This is a genomic window from Tunturiibacter empetritectus, from assembly GCF_014201375.1.
Lineage (GTDB): Bacteria > Acidobacteriota > Terriglobia > Terriglobales > Acidobacteriaceae > Edaphobacter > Edaphobacter lichenicola_D.
This window is the reverse complement of sequence record NZ_JACHDZ010000005.1, coordinates 287,397-300,912: the sequence shown is the minus strand read 5'-3', so window position 1 is coordinate 300,912 and position 13,516 is coordinate 287,397. Positions and strand designations below refer to the sequence as shown.

Annotated in this window: 14 protein-coding genes; 7 read left to right on the top strand and 7 right to left on the bottom strand. The window is 60.0% G+C overall.

Annotated features, from left to right (window positions below):
* Window positions 1-25 precede the first annotated feature (25 nt).
* Both HDF10_RS15935 and HDF10_RS15930 read right to left on the bottom strand, forming a co-directional pair.
* Complete coding sequence (locus HDF10_RS15935; protein WP_311732785.1) at window positions 26-775, bottom strand: acyloxyacyl hydrolase; 750 nt, start codon at window positions 773-775, stop codon at window positions 26-28.
* Between the two features lie 93 nt (window positions 776-868).
* Window positions 869-1,618 carry a YebC/PmpR family DNA-binding transcriptional regulator gene (locus tag HDF10_RS15930; protein WP_183815047.1) on the bottom strand — a complete coding sequence of 250 codons (750 nt, stop codon included), beginning with the start codon at window positions 1,616-1,618 and terminating at the stop codon, window positions 869-871.
* A gap of 178 nt (window positions 1,619-1,796) precedes the next feature.
* Between HDF10_RS15930 and HDF10_RS15925 the strand changes: the two genes are divergently transcribed.
* Window positions 1,797-2,765 carry a gluzincin family metallopeptidase gene (locus tag HDF10_RS15925; protein ID WP_183815045.1) on the top strand — a complete coding sequence of 323 codons (969 nt, stop codon included), beginning with the start codon at window positions 1,797-1,799 and terminating at the stop codon, window positions 2,763-2,765.
* A 757-nt stretch (window positions 2,766-3,522) separates the two neighbouring features.
* Here the strand turns inward: HDF10_RS15925 and lysA are convergent.
* The 3 genes from lysA to HDF10_RS15910 all read right to left on the bottom strand — a co-directional run bounded on the left by lysA (window position 3,523) and on the right by HDF10_RS15910 (window position 6,589).
* On the bottom strand, window positions 3,523-4,839 hold the full coding sequence (gene lysA / locus HDF10_RS15920) for a diaminopimelate decarboxylase (RefSeq protein WP_221271784.1): 1,317 nt from the start codon (window positions 4,837-4,839) through the stop codon (window positions 3,523-3,525).
* Between the two features lie 2 nt (window positions 4,840-4,841).
* The gene (locus HDF10_RS15915; RefSeq protein WP_183815043.1) at window positions 4,842-5,159 is read right to left on the bottom strand and encodes a PspC domain-containing protein; all 318 of its coding nucleotides are present in this window, start codon (window positions 5,157-5,159) and stop codon (window positions 4,842-4,844) included.
* Window positions 5,160-5,278: 119 nt separating this feature from the next.
* A complete protein-coding gene (locus HDF10_RS15910) occupies window positions 5,279-6,589 on the bottom strand; it encodes a tetratricopeptide repeat protein (RefSeq protein WP_311732784.1) in 1,311 nt (436 codons plus the stop codon).
* A gap of 90 nt (window positions 6,590-6,679) precedes the next feature.
* Here HDF10_RS15910 and HDF10_RS15905 point away from each other — a divergent pair, with 90 nt between their 5' ends.
* The gene (locus HDF10_RS15905) at window positions 6,680-7,120 is read left to right on the top strand and encodes a hypothetical protein (RefSeq protein WP_183815041.1); all 441 of its coding nucleotides are present in this window, start codon (window positions 6,680-6,682) and stop codon (window positions 7,118-7,120) included.
* A gap of 74 nt (window positions 7,121-7,194) precedes the next feature.
* On the opposite strand, the gene HDF10_RS15900 is transcribed toward HDF10_RS15905, so the two are convergent.
* Window positions 7,195-7,755 (bottom strand): DinB family protein, encoded by a 561-nt coding sequence (locus tag HDF10_RS15900; RefSeq protein WP_183815039.1) that lies wholly within the window; start codon window positions 7,753-7,755, stop codon window positions 7,195-7,197.
* A gap of 95 nt (window positions 7,756-7,850) precedes the next feature.
* On the bottom strand, window positions 7,851-8,576 hold the full coding sequence (locus HDF10_RS15895) for a tetratricopeptide repeat protein (protein WP_183815037.1): 726 nt from the start codon (window positions 8,574-8,576) through the stop codon (window positions 7,851-7,853).
* Window positions 8,577-8,712: 136 nt separating this feature from the next.
* On the opposite strand from HDF10_RS15895, the gene HDF10_RS15890 reads away from it, so the two are divergent.
* The 5 genes from HDF10_RS15890 to HDF10_RS15870 all read left to right on the top strand — a co-directional run bounded on the left by HDF10_RS15890 (window position 8,713) and on the right by HDF10_RS15870 (window position 13,471).
* The gene (locus HDF10_RS15890; protein ID WP_183815197.1) at window positions 8,713-9,171 is read left to right on the top strand and encodes an SET domain-containing protein; all 459 of its coding nucleotides are present in this window, start codon (window positions 8,713-8,715) and stop codon (window positions 9,169-9,171) included.
* Between the two features lie 167 nt (window positions 9,172-9,338).
* The gene (gene dnaX / locus HDF10_RS15885; protein WP_183815035.1) at window positions 9,339-11,351 is read left to right on the top strand and encodes a DNA polymerase III subunit gamma/tau; all 2,013 of its coding nucleotides are present in this window, start codon (window positions 9,339-9,341) and stop codon (window positions 11,349-11,351) included.
* Between the two features lie 27 nt (window positions 11,352-11,378).
* Window positions 11,379-11,711: a YbaB/EbfC family nucleoid-associated protein gene (locus tag HDF10_RS15880; protein WP_183815033.1), complete on the top strand. Its 333-nt coding sequence runs from the start codon at window positions 11,379-11,381 to the stop codon at window positions 11,709-11,711.
* A gap of 45 nt (window positions 11,712-11,756) precedes the next feature.
* A complete protein-coding gene (gene recR, locus HDF10_RS15875) occupies window positions 11,757-12,335 on the top strand; it encodes a recombination mediator RecR (protein WP_183763072.1) in 579 nt (192 codons plus the stop codon).
* Window positions 12,336-12,454: 119 nt separating this feature from the next.
* The gene (locus HDF10_RS15870; protein ID WP_183815031.1) at window positions 12,455-13,471 is read left to right on the top strand and encodes a metallophosphoesterase; all 1,017 of its coding nucleotides are present in this window, start codon (window positions 12,455-12,457) and stop codon (window positions 13,469-13,471) included.
* Window positions 13,472-13,516: the final 45 nt, after the last annotated feature.

The window sequence follows — 13,516 nt, the reverse complement described above, 5'->3', positions numbered from 1 at the left end:
CTAAGCCCTGCACCCTGCTCCCTGCTTACTTCCACCAGGTGTAGCCAAGGGAGAACTGGACGCTGGCGTTGACGCCGGGGTTGCGGTCTCCGAGGGAGGCGCTGGAGATGTGGACGCCGTTGGCGCTGAAGTCGATGGAGCGGCGGGCACGGAGGAAGTAGTGGAGGCCGACGCCGCCCTGCGGGGTGAAGTTGAAGACGCTGGCGTCGGCGTACTTGCCGTCGTTCTGGGAGTTGTAGGGTGGTCCGCCGAAGGCTGGGTACTTGTGGTTTGTCCAGACGAGACCGCCTGCTGCCTGCCCCCAGAAGGAGAATCTCTTGGTGCCGAGGACGTTCCAACGGAGGATGATCGGGGTGACGGAGGCTCCGGTGAAGGTGCCGCCGACCGTGTAGAAGGGCGTGCACTGGGCCGGGGTTCCGGGTGGGTTGGTGCAGAAGGGGCGCTCGAACTTCGGCGTGTATGACTGCCAGAAGGGGAAGGCTTCGACGGCGTACTCGAAGTTGCCGCGCAGGGGGCCGTGGCCCATGTTGCCGGTGAGGACCTTGCCGGCGTGAACTCCTGCCATGATGAACTTGAAGTCGTTGCGGTTTTCGGTGAGGCCGAAACCGCCTTGCACGATGGCTCCGATCTCGAGGGGCTGGTGGCCTTTGGGATCGAGAAAGGGATTGTTCTCGTTGCTGACGATTGCCTGGGCGGAGGAGGGTCGGGTGACTGCGAGCAGGAGGGCGAGGGTCCAGAGGGCGGTCGCTCCAAGGCGTGCGAGTTGCTTGATCACTTAGGTCTCCGAGGTTGGTTGCAGAGGAAGGCCGCTTGCAGAAGAAGGCCGCCGGTGCACGGCGGCCGTTTGGGGCTTAGCTGCCGTTTTCGATCAATGGCTGGCGTTGGCGACTGCAGCTTCGTCGAAGTCGAAGTTGGAGTAGACGTTTTGCGTGTCGTCCAGGTCTTCGATGGTCTCGAGGAGGCGGATCATGGCGTTGGCTTGTGTGCCTTCCAGTTTGGTATAGGTTGAGGCGATCTTGGTGACCTCGGCGTGTTCGGGGGTGATCTTTGCGGCCTTGAGGGCTTCGGTGACAGCCTCGAAGTCTTTAGGGTCGGTGAGGACCTCCCAGTTTTCGCCTTCGTCGGAGAGGTCTTCGGCACCTGCGTCGAGGACGATCTCGGTGAGTTTGTCTTCGCCTGCGGCTGATTTGGCGATGGTGACGACGCCCTTCTTGCTGAACATCCATGAGACGGAGTTGGATTCGCCCAAGTTTCCACCGTTCTTTGAGAAGGCGTGGCGGATCTCGCTTACGGCGCGGTTTTTATTATCGGTGAGGACGTCGACGATGACGGCTACGCCGCCGGGGCCGTAGCCCTCGTAGGTGATCTCTTCATAGCTAACGCCTTCGAGTTCACCGGTACCGCGCTGGATGGCGCGCTTGATGTTGTCGGCGGGCATGTTCTCGGCTTTAGCAGCGGCGATAGCGCCACGAAGGCGGGGATTGCCGTCGGGATCTCCTCCGCCGGTCTTGGCGGCGATGGTGATTTCCTTGATGAGGCGGGTGAAGATCTTGCCGCGTTTGGCGTCTGTTGCGCCCTTTTTATGCTTAATTGTCGCCCATTTTGAGTGGCCGGACATGGACTACCTCGGTGTTGATTTTGCGTGTGCCTACGATCGGTTGCGGGCTTGCGCGACCTTGCGATTTTAGCATGTTGGGGAGATCAAGCGCCTGTTGCCGGGTGGTGTAACTGTTTCGGCTGCGGGCGAGTCCTATTAGGAGATTGGGCGATCGGGCAGAGTCCGGTTCGAGGTTGGAATGAGATGTTTGTGGGGACGGACTACTGTGCTGATGTTCGCGTGCCTGACGCTTCTCTGGCCTTGCTGTGTGGGTTGTGCGCAAGGCCGACACTGGAGAGGGGAGCAGATCGTTGCTTCGCAGAGCTTTGTGGAGGGCGGGGGCACGATTCAGGTCGACTTTGCGGCGGGAGGTCTTGATCTGTCGCACTCGGACGTTATCTCGTGGGTGCAGGCTTCGGCGCATTCGGTTGCGGTGTACTACGGCAGGTTTCCGGTAGCGCGGGCTCGGGTGGTGATTGAACCGATTGCAGGCGACTCCGATTCGATTCACGGGACTACGTGGGGCGGGATGGGCGGCTTCCCTGCTGTGACGCGGATTCGGCTCGCGCAGCATGCGACGAAAGACGACCTGAAGGATGACTGGGTGATGACGCATGAGCTTGTGCATACTGCGTTGCCGGATCTTCCGGACGATCAGCATTGGATGGAGGAGGGGCTGGCGACGTACATCGAACCGATTGCGCGTGCGGGGACGGGCAGGTTGACCGAGGAAAGGGTGTGGGCGGAGTTTTTGCACGAGATGCATAACGGCGAGCCGGAGCGCGGTGATCGCGGGTTGAATGAGACACAGACATGGGGACGGACGTACTGGGGTGGGGCTATGTTCTGTTTGATGGCGGATGTGTCGATTCGGCGTGAGACGAATGACCGGAAGGGGCTGAAGGATGCGTTGCGTGCGGTGGTGGAGAGCGGGGGCGGGATCGATAAGGACTGGCCGCTGTCGCGTGTGTTGCAGATTGGGGATCGGGCTACGGGGACTACTGTTTTGACCAATATGTATGCGAAGTGGAGTGAAAAGCCGGTGCCGGTGGACCTTTCGGCACTGTGGAAAGAGTTGGGCGTGAGCGCCGGTCCGAATAATGGGGTGGTGTTTGACGCGAAGGCGCCACTGGCTGCGGTGCGGCAATCGATTATTGCGTCGAGATGAGGAGTGGATGGTAAGAGCAAAAAAAGCAATTCCGAAAGATCGTTTCCTTGCCTTGGGAGCGCCATCATAGGGCTGCCCAAGAACATGCGAGCAACGAAAGAATGGGGTACAGTTAATCTGTGAGTCCGAGTAGGCATCTTCGTCGAATGTTTGCGCTTCTCCTGGCATGCCTTTGGATCACGAGCGCATCCTTTGCCGAGCATCTCTCTGCAAAGTTTCCGCTATGTCAGCCGGACCACTCTCCTTGCTGCCCACTACCAGTGAACAACGCGCCTGTATCTTGTCCGGCGTGTGGGGCGCCCGTCACATACGCGGAAAAGCAAGAGAGCAAATCGGAGGAAGTCCGTTTCACACCACGCTCTGAGTTTGTTTACCTCACCAGGCCGGCCCTTCAACTCCACGTAGCTCTACACGAGCTTACTCAAGGCTTGCGCTATCATCCGACCGTTTTTCAGCTTAAGGACGATCTGCGAATTTAGAGAGATTCTCTAGACTGGCGCGCATTTCACGGCCCGTTCTTATCTATGGTCGTGCCGTTTCTTTTGCCCAAAACCTAAAGGAGATTTTATGAAAATCAAAGTCCTATCGTTGGTCTTTGCAGCAGTTATGCTCTTGTCTCTGTCGGCTTCCGCCGCAACCGTTAACGCGTGCTGCGGAGACCCAGCGTGTTGTGATGGCGGCACTTGCTGTAAATAGCAAGTGTCAGAACGGAGAGGTCGCCTTCGGGCGGCCTTTCTAATGTGCGCATGAGTGGGGCTTAGAGGATCTCGGGGGCCAGCAGGTCGCGCATGGTTTCGCGGCGGCGGATGATGCGGGTGATGTCTCCTTCGATGAGAAGTTCGGCTGGGCGGGGGCGGGAGTTGTAGTTAGAGGTCTGGGACATGCCGTAGGCTCCGGCGTCAAGGAGAAGGATGAGGTCGTTCGGTTTGACTGGAGGCAGGATGCGGTCGCGGGCGAAGAAGTCTCCGGACTCGCAGACGGGGCCTACGATGTCGGCCGTGAGGGTTGACTTCCCTGCTGGCTGTTTGATGGGGATGATCTCGTGGTGGGCGTGGTAGAGAGCGGGGCGGATGAGGTCGTTCATGCCGGCGTCGGTGATGACGAAGGTCTTTGTGCCGTTCTTTTTTACGTAGAGGACGCGGGTGAGGAGAGCGCCTGCCTGCGCGATGATGAAGCGACCGGGCTCGAGGAGGAGATGGGCGGGTTCGGTGCCGAGACCTTTGGTGAGAGCGGCGGCGTATTTGGCTACTTGTTTTGCCGGATCGAATGCGGCTGAAGTTGAGGCGCGTGGGCCGTAGTCGATGCCTAGGCCGCCGCCTGCGTCGACGTAGCGGATGTTGTGGCCGTCGCGGCGCAGGTCGGCGATGAGGCTGGTGACGCGGGTGAGGGCTGCGGCGAAGGGATCTACTTTGCGGATCTGCGAGCCGATGTGGACGGAGACGCCGGCGGGGTCGAGCCACCTGGACTTTGCGGCTTTGCGGTAGATGGCTCGGGCGGCTTTGATGTCGATGCCGAACTTGTGCTCGTTGAGGCCGGTGGAGATGTAGGGGTGGGTTTCGGCGAAGACGTCGGGGTTGACGCGAAGGGCGAAGCGGGCGACTTTGCCGAGGGCTTCGGCGCGGGCGGCGAGGAGATGGAGTTCGGCTTCGGACTCTACGTTGAAGAGGAGGATGTCGGCTTCGAGGGCGGCGTCGATCTCCCATGTTTGTTTGCCTACGCCGGAGAAGACTACTTTTTTGAGGGCTGGCTTATGAGCTTTGCGGACGCGCTCGAGTTCGCCGCCGGAGACGATGTCGAAGCCTGCTCCCTGTTTGGCGAGGAGACGCAGGATGGCGAGCGAGGAGTTCGCTTTGACGGCGTAGCAGATGGTGTGGGGGCGGGGGGCGAAGGCGTCTTTGAAGAGCTGGAGGCGGTGGGAGATCTGCCGGGCCGAGTAGACGTAAAGCGGTGTGCCGTGTTCGGCGGCTAGCGCGGCGAGGTCGGCTCCGTCGCAGTGGAGGAGGCGATTGCGGTAGGCGAAGGGGCGTGGATTGGCCTCGATTGGAGGCGGAGTGGGGGCTATCTTTTTTGACAAACTCAGATGCTCTTTGCGGGAAGCGCGTAGGGGGCTTCGGGGATGATGACCCAGGCTGCGATGTAGGCGATGGCGCCGACGCCGGTGAGGACGATCATGAGCGCGGTGAGGACGCGGACGAGGTTGAGGTCCCACCCGTAGTGAATGGCGAAGCCTGCGCAGACGCCTGCGATCATGCGGTTAGTGCGCGGGCGCGTGAGTTGTGTGGTGGCTGGGTAGTAGCCCATCGGAGGAGCGGCGGCAGAGGCAGCAGGGGCTCCGCAGGCCGGACAGAAGCGGGAGGAGGGATCGACTTGATTGCCACAGTGGGAGCAGAACATAAGTGTCTCCGAGAGCTTCTATTTTGCCATATGCTCTCGAGGTTGAATACGCAAAGATTGTGCTGTTAGTTCAGTTTGTCCCGACGGTTAGCGGTTCAGTTTGTGGGTTGGGGTTGGATTTACTTGCCGGTGAAGGGGGTCTTCAGGTAGCGGTGGGCTGCGTCGGATTGGGATTGGTCGCCGCCTCCGGCGGAGGCTAGCTCGTACTGTTTGGTGGCTTCGTCGCGTTGGTGGAGGAGGTCGAACATCTCGCCGGCGTTGAGTTGGGCGCGGCGGCGAATCCAATCGCTGCAAGTTGGTTGAGCGGCGGCCTTGAGGTAGTTCTGGGCAGCTTCGGCGATCTGGTTCTGGCCACGCTGGGTGTCGGCGAGGCCGAAGTAGGTCATGTGGAGGCGGGGTTCGATGAAGTAGCCGGTTTTTTTCGCGTCGTCGAGGATGGCATTGTAGAGGGCGATGGCTCCGGGTCCATTGCCGGAGTCCTTGGTGAGGTTGGCGACCTCGAGGCGGAAGAGATAGTCGCGAGGATACTGGTCGGCGAGGCCCTTCTGGACGACGATGGCTTCGGCGTAGCGGGCGTCGTGACGCAGGAAGAGCGAGAGCGCGGTGCGGGACTCGATGGGCGTGACGATGCCGTGGGCGGCGGACTCGCGGAGGAGGTCGAGGCCTTTTTCTTTGTTGCCTCCTACGCCTGCGATGCCTACGAGCATGCGGACCAGGCGGGGAAGGCTGGCGACGGCAAACTGCTGGATGCCCATGGCCATCTTGGCGTCGGCGTAGTCGGGGTCAATCTTGAGGGTGGCTTCGCTGTCGTTGCGCGAGGCCAGGCCCTGACGGGCTGCGGCGACATAGCTGTGATCGACGAGCGTGATGAAGGCGGCGTGCATGCCGCGGGCGTATCCGCGGGCGAAGTAGGCGTTGGCATCGTTGGGATTGGCTTTGATCTGCTGGTCGGCGAGGGCTACGGCGGAGTTGGTGAGAGATTCGATGCGGTCGCGGATGGGTGGGGGGACGGGGACGTTGCGTTTGGAGGTAAGGAAGGAGTCGTGGGCGTAGTAGGTGGTGTCGAGCAGATCCTGTCGGTAGAGCTCGCGGAAGACTAGGGTGAGCAGGATGTTGCCGGTGGCGATGACGCTTTGTGGGTTGGCGCGCTGAACGGCCTCGAAGCGGGAGAGAGCGCCTTCGTAGTCGAGGTCGTAGAAGTGCGCGAAGGCATCGCGAACCTGGGGGGTGAGGTTGACGGGGTCGGTGTGGGCGGCAGGGTTATAGGACTGCGAGTGGGTTGGAGCTGCCAGCGTGAGGGCGAGGAGGAGGCTAAGAGTCTTGACGCAGCGTTTTATGGTTCTTCTCCGGGCGTGGGCGGCGAAGCGTTTGAGGTTGGCAGCTTGGGATGCAGACTCTGATTCTGAGAAAACTTCTCTGATAGCGTACACGGAGTTGGACGCACAACACGGCAGACTGTACCCTTTGGGCACCGGAACTGGCGAAGGCGCCGGTATTCTTCTTCGAAGTGGAACGGGCTTATGACACGGGTTGAGTTGCTTCAGTTACTGGTCGGGCAGGCGCGCACCAACGGGTTCGAGTTTCGTAGATGGTATGTGGGGAAGCTTGGTTTGCCGTGGCAGAGCGCGCGGCATGCGGTGGAGATGCTGGCGGCGGAGCGTCGTTATTATGCCCTGCTGTTCTCGCATGAGTTTGCGTCGACGTTCTGGAAGCCGGGAGAGCTGATGACCTTCCAGGTTCCGATGCAGTCGTTTACCCGCAGGATGAAGGATGGGTCGATTGGAACGGTGCAGCGCAAGGGGTATACCCGACGGAGCGCGCGGGAGGATGCGTGGCTGTATCACCTGAAGGAGATGGCGGCCGCCGAAGAGCCGCTTCGGTATATGCGTCGTTATCTGCGGGTCGAGGACGATCTGGAAGAAGAGACGGCTGAGGCTACGGCAGGCCGGTTGGAGGAGTAGGCCACCGGTTCGCCGGTTTAGCCGATCTGGGATCAGGCTCTTGGGAACGACATCGTTTGGATCGGGATTTTTCCCTATGCCTGGTGGGTTGGTTGCTCGATGGGCGAAAGACTGTGGGCTTTGCGGATGGCGAGGATTTGCTTGAGGTGATGCTCGCCGTGAATGAGCTGGAACTTTCGCCATTGATTGACGTTGAGCGGGCCGAGGACTGCGTGGCTGGCAAACTTGCAGGTGGTCCCGAAGAGTTCTTCGGCTTCGGCGCAGAGCAGATCGAGGTTAGCCAGATGTTCGGCGGCGGCGGCGGTGAGCTCTTCACCGCAGAGAAGATGAGCCGTCGGAGCTGGCGTAACCATGGGCGGGGCTTTGCGGCCGTGCGGGAAGTAGCCGAGACGAATGAGAGTATATTGGCCGAGATGCTGGGGGATGCTGGGCTTTGCGCGGGTGGGGGCTCGCTTGGCGAGGCGGGCGTTGAGAGCCAGCTCTGTGCCGGAGTAGCTGAGGAGGAGATGCTCCATGATCTGCTGGATGGTCCACTTGTGAGGGCGCGAGGGTGGCTGGAGCTGCGTTTGAAGGGCGTTGAGTCCGTCGAGGGAGAAGGCGATCTCGCGCTGGAGGCGATGGAGGGTTGAGTTCATAAGCAGAATCACGTTACACCGGTGACGGGCGTGGGGGCTAGTGTTCCTCTGCGGGAGTACGGGCGGTGGTAAGACCGGGGCCTACGGACGGACGACTACTTTAGTTGATCCAACGCCTTATGGGCTTGTTTCGCGTTTTCGCCATCGGGATCGAGCTTCAGGTAAGTCTGGAACTCGGCGATGGCTTCGTCTTTCTTCTTCATCTTCTGTGCGATCTCAGCGAGGGCGTAGTGAGCGGCTGAGTAGTCGGGCTGGATTTTGACGGCGTCCTGGGCGCGAAGATAGGCGCCGGGAAGGTTGTCGTCGTGCATGTAGAACTTTGCGACTTTGAGGTCTTCGTCAACGCGCTCGTCGTCGGTCTGAACGCGCTTGACCTTGGGGAGCTTGCGGTGCACGGAGCTGCCTTCGGTGCCCGGTTTCGGCAGGTCTGTGTCGGGAACGGCGTCGGGGTCTGCGTTGCCGGAGTCGGAGCTGCTACTGCTGCTGGAGTCGTCGCCTGGAAGCCTGGGGGCGGGCGTTGTGGGGAAGGGATGTTCCTCTGCAGCTGAGGATGGTGTTGTGGTGGAGCTTGGGGAGTCCGGGGGGGAGTCGGGCGGAGGTGTTTGAGAGGTGGAAGGCTTCGTGGAGCTGCCGGGAAAGGGAAACTGCTCGGCGACTGAGGGCTTCTTTGCCGGGGAGCATGGCGTGGCTGGTTGGGATGTGGTCTGGCCTGGGGCAGGGCATGGTGGGGGTGGATTTTGCGCAGGCGTGGTCTGTGCGTGGCAGGCTGCTGAGACGAGGAACGCAGCGAGCAATGCGCGAATTTTAGGACCGCTTGCCATAGGGTGCAGAGCTCTCGTTTAGTACTTGGACGGTGTTGCGAGGCGGTTTGTTATAGTCAGCTCACCTGGGCTGTTTGCCTGCCACTATTTTAACCGTTTTATTTTTATTATTTTATTTGATGGAACTTCTTTGACTATGGTTGATGGACTGATTATTCGTTCTTCGTCGATTCATGCAGCGGGCTGCTATACAACGCGGGCGATAAAGAAGGGGAGACGGGTCTGCGAGTATGACGGGCCTCGGTTTACCAAAGACGAGGCGGACGATAGATACCAGGACCGGGATATCACCTACCTGTTCAGCTGTGGGGAGAATGGATTGGTGATCGACGGATTTGGAACGGCTATGTTTATCAATCACTCGTGCGATCCGAACTGCGAGTCGGAGAATGTCGATGGTCGCGTGTTTGTGGTTGCGATTCGGGATATCGCCGCCGGGGAGGAGCTGACCTATGAGTACAACCTCTACGACAGCGACGATGATGAGCAAAACTGCTACTGCGGAGCGACGAAGTGCCGGGGGACGATGTTCAGCGAGGCTGAGGTGAAGCGGCGGGCGCGGAAGGCTCGGGCTTTGGCTAAGGCTGGGCGCTAGAAACTACAAAAAAACTAGAGGCGGGCTGCGCGCACGGCGCGATCTGCCACAAGAGGCTGACGCGCCTTCGGCGCCATTTGTTGCAAAGGATAAGTGGGCTGGCGATGGGCGATACAATAGAGGCTGCGGACCGGTCGCGACAGTTGTGACTTCCCTACCTTTTCTATATGGCCTATCAGGTACTTGCTAGGAAATACCGGCCCCAGCGTTTCGCAGATGTTGCGGGACAGGACCACGTGACTGTGACGCTGATGAACGCGCTGACGCAGGGTCGCATCGCGCATGGATATATCTTCAGCGGACATCGCGGCATTGGAAAGACAACCATTGCGCGCATTCTGGCGATGGCGCTGAACTGCCGGAATGCGATTGGGTCGGCGGTGCGGCCTACGGCAGAGCCCTGCGAGGTCTGCGAGAGCTGCACGGAGATTAGAGCTGGCAATGCGGTCGATGTGATTGAGATCGACGCAGCGACCAATCGCGGGATCGATGAGATTCGCGAGCTGCGGGATGCTGCGCGGTATCGGCCGGCTCGGGATAAGTACAAGATTTACATTCTGGATGAGGCTCACCAGATTACGGATGCTGCCTTCAATGCTCTGCTGAAGACGTTGGAGGAGCCGCCGGATCATATCGTTTTTATGATGGCGACGACACAGCCGGAGGATATTCCGCAGACGGTGCGGTCTCGGTGTCAGCACTTCAGCTTTCATGCGGTGAAGCTGGTGGACATTCTCGGCGAGCTGCGCGGCATTGCAGAGCGGGAGGGCGTGGATGCAGATGAGTCTGCGCTGAGCCTGCTGGCTGAGGCTGGCGATGGGTCGATGCGTGATGCCCTGTCGATTATGGACCAGGCGATTGCGAGCGCGCCGGTGGAAGATGGGCGGCCGCGGCTGGATGCGGGACAGATTCGGCAGCTGATGGGGACGGTTCCGAATGCGGTGTTTGAACGGATACTCGAGGCCGTGGATGGGAATCGCAGCGCGGAGGTGATTACGGTTGCGAACCAGTTGCTGGATGCGGGAAACTCTCCGGCGCAGCTGGCGCGGCAGTTTGTCAGGTATCTGCGGAATGCGGTGATTGCGAAGATTGCGGGTATCGGCGTGGATGGGGCCGGTGCGGATGGGGTTGCGGGAGAGTTGCTGCAGATCTCGGCCGATGAGCAACGGCGCGCGGGGCGGTCGGCTGCATTGTTCAGCGAAGAGGAGCTGACGCGATTTTTGCAGGTGATGCTGAGGACGTTTGATGAGCTGGGGTATCGGCAAGAGCAGCGGTTTCACTTCGAGCTGGGATTGCTGAAGCTGGTGCATCTGCGGCGGCTGTTACCGATTGAAGAGGTGTTGAGTCAGTTCCCTGTTGGCGGCGGCTCGCGGCCTGGCCCTGGTGTGGCGACGGCGAGGACGGTGAGCACGGCTTCGGCGCCTTCCAGGAGTCCGGTGAGTGGAGCAGCGACGGCACGGGTGTTGGAGACGAGCGCAACGGTGGCGAGTGCCAGACCGGCATTTTCTCCCTTTGAAAAAGACCAGAGTAGAAATCGGTTTGATGAGAAGGCGGTAGCGGCTGCGCCGATTGCGATTGTGCCGGTAGCTGCTCCCGTTGTGCCGATCGCGGCGGCGATGTCTGTGCCTGCTGCGGAAGCGAGGCCGGCTCCCGTGGCGACTCGTGCGGAGATGGTGCTCACTGACGATTCGATTGGGGATGTGGTTGTAAAGCGTATTGAAGCGGCGGCTGAGAGGCCGGAGACTGCCGGGAGTGCGAGCAGCTCTGATATGCAACCAACTTCGTTACACTCTGGGGAGGAGCTGCAGAGGGTGGCTGTTGATGCTTTGTTAGTCGCGAAGAATCAGGCGACGCCGGCGGATGCTCTGGCGGATGCAGAGTGGACCGTGACGGAGAACGAGATTCGCGTGCAGACGGAGCTTTCAAAGACGATGCTGCCGATGGTGATCAATGCGGAGGCAGAGAAGCTGGTAAAGTCAGCGCTGCGAGATGCGGGCGCTGGTGCGTTGAAGCTGGTGCTGCTGCCGGGAGTGAAGAGTGCCGACAGTGCAAAAAAGCCGAGGGCGGCGAAGAGTGGAAGCGTCCAGGCAAAGGCTTTGGAGCATCCAATTGTGCAGAGGGCGCAGACGTTGTTCAATGCTGAGGTTCGGAATGTGATCGATCTGCGGGATAACGATTAGCCACTGATAGCAGCGTTGGGGGTGAGGATGGATTTTTCTGATCTGGGCAAGATGAAAGAGATGATGGGGCAGGCGAAGCTGATGCAGGAGCAGATGGAGAAGAAGCTCGCTGCGACGGTGGTGGAGGCTTCGAGCGGCGGCGGGGTGGTGACGGTGCGGATGAATGGAAAGAAGGAAGTCCTTCGGGTGAAGATTGAGCAGACTGCGATGGGAAGTTCGGCGAGCGATCTGGAGTTGCTGGAGGATCTGATTGCCGCGGCAGTGAATGAGGCGGGGCGGCGGGCGGATGAGGCGATGAAGTCGAGCGTGGCTGGGATGATGGGTGGGCTGGGCCTACCGGATCTGCCGGGGTTGGGCTAAGTGGCTGGTTCTTTCCATGCAGCGCCGAGTCGTTTTGCGGAGCCGATGTCGCGGCTGATTGAGGAGTTGAGGAAGCTGCCTGGAATTGGGAGCAAGAGCGCACAGCGATTGGCGTTTCATGTTCTGCGATCCTCTGCGGAGGATGCTGAGGCGTTGTCGACGGCGATCAGGGAGCTGAAGCTGCATCTGCGGCTTTGTTCGGTGTGCAACAACATTACCGACGTCGATCCTTGTGGATATTGCACGAATCCGGTGCGGAACCAGCGGGTGGTTTGTGTGGTGGAAGAGCCGACCAACATTGCGACGATTGAGAAGACGCGGAGTTATCACGGGGTGTATCACGTGCTGCATGGGACGCTCTCGCCGATTGGCGGGGTGGGGCCGGAGCAGTTGCGGATTGCGAACCTGCTGACTCGTCTGTTGGAGGTGGATGAGGTGATCCTCGCAACTTCGCCAACTACCGAGGGCGAGGCGACTGCTGGATATCTTGCGCTGGAGTTGCGCAAGGCGAAGGGCGACGTGAAGGTGACGCGGATCGCGACGGGAGTGCCGGCGGGAAGCGATATCGAATACGCCGATGAGGTGACGATGACGCGAGCGATGGAGGGGCGGCGCGAGTTTTAGCTGCGTGGAGCTGAGATGGGCTGCTTGTGTGGACTTGTCTTTTTCGATCGCTTCCCAAGATTAAGAATCGCTGAATGCCTCGTCAACACTGTGTAACAAGGCGGTGTTATAAAAGCAGCATGACTTTGAATAACGCGCTGTCCCGCCGCGGCTTTCTCCGACAGAGTTTTGCTTTTAGTGCGTTAGCCGGGCTTGGCGGTCTGCCTTCTTTTGCTGGTTCGAAGCCTGCGGGGTCCCCTGGTGGGTCGCGGTTGTTGATGGTGGGGGATTGGGGTTATGAGGACTTCCAGGCTCAGAGCCGCGTGGCCGCTGCGATGCAGGCGTATGTGCGGGAGCAGGGGTTCAAGACCGAGGGGCTGCTGATGTTGGGTGATAACTGGTATGGGCCGCTGCCGGGAGGTATGAAGGACCCGCGGTGGCAGAGGCAGTTCGAGGAGATGTATCCGAAGAACGTGTTCGATTGCCCGGCGTATGCGATTGCGGGAAACCATGACTACCAGACGATGCCGCTAAACAAGGTGGCAGCGGAGCTGGAGTATGCGAAGGCGGGCGGGACGCGGTGGACGATGCCTTCGCTCTGGTACAGCTTTGAGTTTCCGGTGAAGAAGCCTTTGATGACGGTGATTGCGCTGGATAGCAATATGCCGTTCGCGAGTGGATTACCGACGAAGGGCGTGAACTTTACGTTGACTCCAGCGCAGCAGGCGGAGCAGTTGGCTTGGCTGGCAGCCGAGTTGGAGAAGCCTCGGAGTACTCCGTTTCTGGTGGTGATGGGGCACCATCCGATCTTTTCGAATGGGCCGCATGGGGATCATAAGGTGCTGGTTCGGGACTGGGAGCCGCTGCTGCGGAAGCATAAGGCTCATATGTATCTGGCCGGGCATGACCACGATATGCAGCACCTGGAGTTTGAGGGGCATCCTACTTCGTTTGTTTTGTCTGGTGGCGGTGGGGCGGACTTGTATCCGCTGGTGATTGATGAGGCTCAGCGTGGGCCTTATGCGGCGCGGGTTTATGGGTTCAGCGATCTGGAGGTGACTCCGGAGATGCTTACGCTAAGGCATCTGGATGAGAAGGGGCGGCTGATTCATTCGTTTACGAAGAAAGTGGATGGGACGGTTACTAACTTCGCTTAAACACCTCTCTGGCGCTTCGCACTATCTCCTGCCGGACGGGCTCCC